Here is a 4670-nt window from a genome sequence, read left to right as displayed (position 1 = left end):
TTAGAAAAGTTACTGTTGTCGCTCTTATGGCTCTATTTGGACTGGCCTTTACCGCATGTCAGGAGGAAGAGGTTGGGCCTTCAGATGATCAACTTCTAGAGACAGAAGGTAATGAAGGAGAGGTTAATGGCCCAGAGGATTTTTGACCCATCAACTATAGAAATATATGATTTCTTATTTAAGTAAGGTTTACTGGAATTATGACCCTTGATTATTGCGATAATACCAACATCTTTGTTCGGTATTATTGCAATTTTTGATCCCGCCCCAGTCACGCTTGAAGCTCTAAAAAATACTTATCAGACATATCTTAAATGTTGATGCAATGCTTTTATGAAAGACAACCTTACTTCGAAGGATACCATAAGCAACAGATTGAATGCTCAGGATAAAATGGGCTGTCGACTATCGATGAAATCATCGCTACAATCCGAATCAGTAGCTTCCCCAGCTCAACTTGCGGCCAAATCATCCAATAAAGCGGTTAATAATACGGGTTTGCCCGATAATATCAAGTCCGGAGTTGAAGCATTATCTGGTTATTCTATGGATGATGTCAAAGTACATTATAATTCCTCAAAACCAGCCCAACTCAACGCACATGCCTATGCTCAGGGAACTGATATACATGTAGCATCAGGTCAGGAGCAGTACTTAGCTCATGAAGCATGGCACGTTGTTCAACAAAAGCAGGGTAGAGTGCAGCCAACAAGGCAGATGAAGGGTAAGGTAAGTGTTAATGAAGATGAGGGGCTTGAGAGCGAAGCCGACATAATGGGGGATAAAGTGGTACAATCAAAATGTGCAAATGGTGATTGTGAGGTTTGTGATGATTGTAAGAGAAAGAAGAAAAATCAAAATCATCAGGGGGTTGGTACAAATGTAGTTCAAAAAGTAAGCCTGTGTCGTGGTACCAATAGAATAGGTAACTTGGCTTATCCGGGTACTTCGGAGCATATCCTGATACAGCAACACTATCTTATCAATATCAATCCTATGGCGGAGGTTGAATACCTAATACCTGAGAGTGGGCGTAATGGAGGTACAGGTTACGCTGATATTGTAGATCCTGTAACAGGGGGTATATATGAGATAAAATTTCACCCGTTTGTAGCTTCAGCTATTCCTGAGGTGACAAGATATGTAGCAATGGCTTATGCCCATTGTGATGAAGATACGATATGGCATGCAGGCTTGATATATCCGAATGCGGTACTACCCTATATGGGAGATCAGGAACTGGTTACATACCTTCACGCTCCTGGTGTTATAGGGTATTATCTAAGAAGAAGGCAACGTGAACCAGAGAGACAGCCGGTAACAGAACCACTATCCGTCACGGAACAAATCAAAAATTTTGTGCGGCAAGTACTAGAACAGGGTATAGATGCGGAGCAGGCTGCGGAAGAGTGGCTAAGAGGGAATCCTGAAGTAGCCTGGGCCATTATTGGATTAGGTATTGCAGGTATTATCGCCTTAATTGCGGACGACTTGTCCGGAGTGGGTGTGGCCGATGACGTAGCTATACCGCCGATTGTTACGTTAATTCGTGTAGCGGCGAGTGTTGTATTATAAAACCTTAAATAACAATGAATAACAATAACTATCAATGGTTGTCCAGTCTTGAGGTTGCGTTCAATCCTGATGCCAATTTTTTAAAAAAGATGGGACAAACACTGGAGGCCATGTCTGACCGGGCATTAGGAAGTGCGAGCCTCGTAGGGGCTTTTCTAATGCCACCTATGCCAGAAGCTTTTCAGATAAGTTCACGCGGGCAAAATATATACAGTCTTGATGGAGATTTAGTTATTGATGGTTTTGGTTATCGCGTGCAGATTTGTTGGGAGTATAGTGATGACAGCGAAAAGTTTGATATAAAAAAAATAAGTGATACCGAGAAACTGAGATTCTGGTGGTGCAAATTTCCTGTAAAGGAAATTCTACAGGAGCAAAACAAATCGTTTTCAATACCGATTAATGTTGCCAGCTTTTCATTTGTAGTTGAAAGTAAAACTATTGTTTTACCCCACATATTATTTCAAATACATTGTGCCAGTGCTATAACCACGGAGCTTGTGGAAAACCTCAATGCAATAATTAATGAAGCTCAATCTTCATGGAATAGAGAAAATGGAGAACTTCGAGGATTCATTCATAGCGTGGGTCTTGTGACGCAAAGTGATCAAAATCTATTGATTTTCAAGATAGACCTGGGTAATGCAGGATGGGAGGCTTTGGAATACTTATTTGAAATACTTGAAGGCTCTGAATTTAAGGTGACAAGGATAGAACTTGACAATTACTGATGACACTCAAAGAGGAGCAAACTCAAATGGGGTAGAACTTCTGGGGAGACTCCAGCCTTGGTAAAGTGTGTGCAGGAAGGCAATTGGCAAAAGCAGTTGTTAAACCGGGTTAAAATAGCATTGAGAACGGGTATATCCATATATAGCTTTGAAGTTTATCAAAAGCCAGTTCAATGTCGTTAATCCTAGGTCTGCTTTTTTTCATTTCGTCTACTTCTACATATTACTGTCAACACGTACAATATACTTAAGTATTCCAGGTTTGTATCAATTACAGTTCCATTATAAGAAAAATAATATTCAACTACATTACACTTAGAGCTAAGATCTTCCTGATCTTGGAAAATATCATGTAAGTTTAGTTTGATAAAGCAGTCATTTATGCCCTTTTTATACGGTATTTCGATGTTTTAATCATGAAACATTAAGTGGCTGGTTCATATTTTGATCTTTTTCCAGTGAGCAGGTTAGTTGCACTCAAGTTAAATAGTATAACTCTAACCTATTCATTACCAGCGTAACATAAGCCTAAAAGTGTTATTAGCCGATAAATACATTTAAAGTTAAGTTTGTACCCGTTGCATATCTGAAACATTCGTGCAGCAAATGTTAACCAAACCCTTTAAATTCAGAAGCAGATGAAAATCAGAAAAGTTACTGTTGTCGCTCTTATGGCTCTATTTGGACTGGCCTTTACCGCATGTCAGGAGGATGAAGTTATCCCTTCAGATGATCAACTTCTAAAGACAGAAGGTGATAAGGGGGATGAGTCAGGACACGATGAATTTTAGCACATAAACGGGTGGAATATAAGGAATTCTCATGGATTCCTAATATACGTAAGTTTTGAATTGAATAAAGGAAATAATAATTGGATAATACTGGCATATTTGCCCGTACTATTTTTTTAATGAGCTTTATTCAACCTAAAAACCTGTTTTTTATCCATGAGGAAACTGGCGTTATGTCTCCTGTATTTATTATTATCACTCATTTCATGTAATCAGGATGATTCTATCATCAATAAACAGGAGAAAACAGAAAAATTGCAGAAAGCACACCACGAGTTTTGCAGCATACCACTGAACATAATTTAGCTTATTCATTATTGGAAAAAGTGAAAGAATTAGCAGAAGAGGTATCTAACAATGAATATCTGGCTAAATATTATGCACATTATGGACTGCTTAAACGAGAGGAAGGGATTTATGGAGAGGCCGTGAATGCCTACCAAGAGGCTTATGATTTATACGAAAAGAATCGTGACCCTGGCAGACAGGCACTTATGTTAAAGAACATAGGGCATGTGTACAGAATGAGTAAAATGTATGTTCAGGCACTTAAATATTTTGAAGATGCTGAAAGACTAAATCTTAAAATAAATAGCTCAGATCAGCTACCAAGGATTTATGAGAACATTGCCCTTACGTACATGGATAAGGGCGATTATCATTTGGCTGAACAATATTTGCAGAAGGGGTTGAAATCCGCCAGGGATTACAACCAAGAGAAAGTGAGTGTGCTATTGAACTTATATGGGAAGTTGTATTTTATGCAGGGAGAGTATGACATGGCAAGAGAATATTATAACCAAACGTTAGCACTTAATATCACCGATACCGAAAGAAGCTATTTATATGGTAATATGGGAGAAACCTACCTCAAAGAGGGGAATATAAAGGAAGCTGAGCTATGGCTGACCAATGCCATGCAAGAGAAAAAGAAACTCTCGAACTCTGATCTCCGACCGAACTTTAACTACCTGGCTGAACTAGAGATTTTAAAAGGTAATATTCAGGAAGCTTTAAACCATTATCATCAAGTTGTACAAATTTCATCGGAAGGTTTGCAATCCAGTGAACTTGATGTGGCTATTACCTCATTGGATAACCTTTATACAGAACATGAGCAACTGATCATATCTGATATTGAGCGTTATAAACAGTTTAGGAGTGTGTTTGCTTCCAAAAGCAAGCACAACAAGGAGCAACGAGAGGAGATGGAAACGTTATACCACCAAGCTTCTCTAGGCGCTGTAGAGTCTGATGCTCAGCATAAACAAGCCACTCTTCAGTTTAAAAAAGAAACCTTCACTTTCCAGCTAAGCACATTGCTAACAACGTTCCTGATGGTATTATCCTTCTTGTTGATCGTGTATATTATAAATAAGCATCGGAAAGATAAAAGGGCATTGGGCCGTTACGAGTCGGGTCTGCAAGTAATGATGGATGAATATGGTGCGAAGAACGTTGTAGAGCTACAGAAAATCCTTTCCCGAATGGCAGAATAACCAATAAAGGTTTATACCGGGGTGTAGCGGGGCAAGTTTTGAAGTGCTTATGCAACAAACGTTAACCAAATACT

Annotated in this window: 4 protein-coding genes; all 4 read left to right on the top strand. The window is 39.1% G+C overall.

The window, feature by feature from the left end:
• The first annotated feature begins 333 nt into the window (after window positions 1-333).
• The 4 genes from JMN32_RS16360 (at window position 334) to JMN32_RS16345 (ending at window position 4596) form a co-directional block, all read left to right on the top strand.
• Entirely contained in the window at window positions 334-1575 is a 1242-nt protein-coding gene (locus JMN32_RS16360; protein ID WP_202857438.1) for an eCIS core domain-containing protein, read from the top strand.
• Window positions 1576-1589: 14 nt separating this feature from the next.
• Window positions 1590-2306 (top strand): hypothetical protein, encoded by a 717-nt coding sequence (locus JMN32_RS16355; RefSeq protein ID WP_202857437.1) that lies wholly within the window; start codon window positions 1590-1592, stop codon window positions 2304-2306.
• A 638-nt stretch (window positions 2307-2944) separates the two neighbouring features.
• Window positions 2945-3097, top strand: coding sequence for a hypothetical protein (locus JMN32_RS16350; protein WP_202857436.1), 153 nt, complete (start codon window positions 2945-2947; stop codon window positions 3095-3097).
• 326 nt (window positions 3098-3423) lie between these two features.
• The gene (locus JMN32_RS16345) at window positions 3424-4596 is read left to right on the top strand and encodes a tetratricopeptide repeat protein (protein WP_317191788.1); all 1173 of its coding nucleotides are present in this window, start codon (window positions 3424-3426) and stop codon (window positions 4594-4596) included.
• Window positions 4597-4670: the final 74 nt, after the last annotated feature.

The organism is Fulvivirga marina (assembly GCF_016775155.1).
In the GTDB taxonomy this organism is placed as follows: Bacteria; Bacteroidota; Bacteroidia; order Cytophagales; family Cyclobacteriaceae; genus Fulvivirga; species Fulvivirga marina.
The sequence above is the reverse complement of the archived record's forward strand: the minus strand, read 5'-3'. Positions and strand labels throughout refer to the sequence as shown.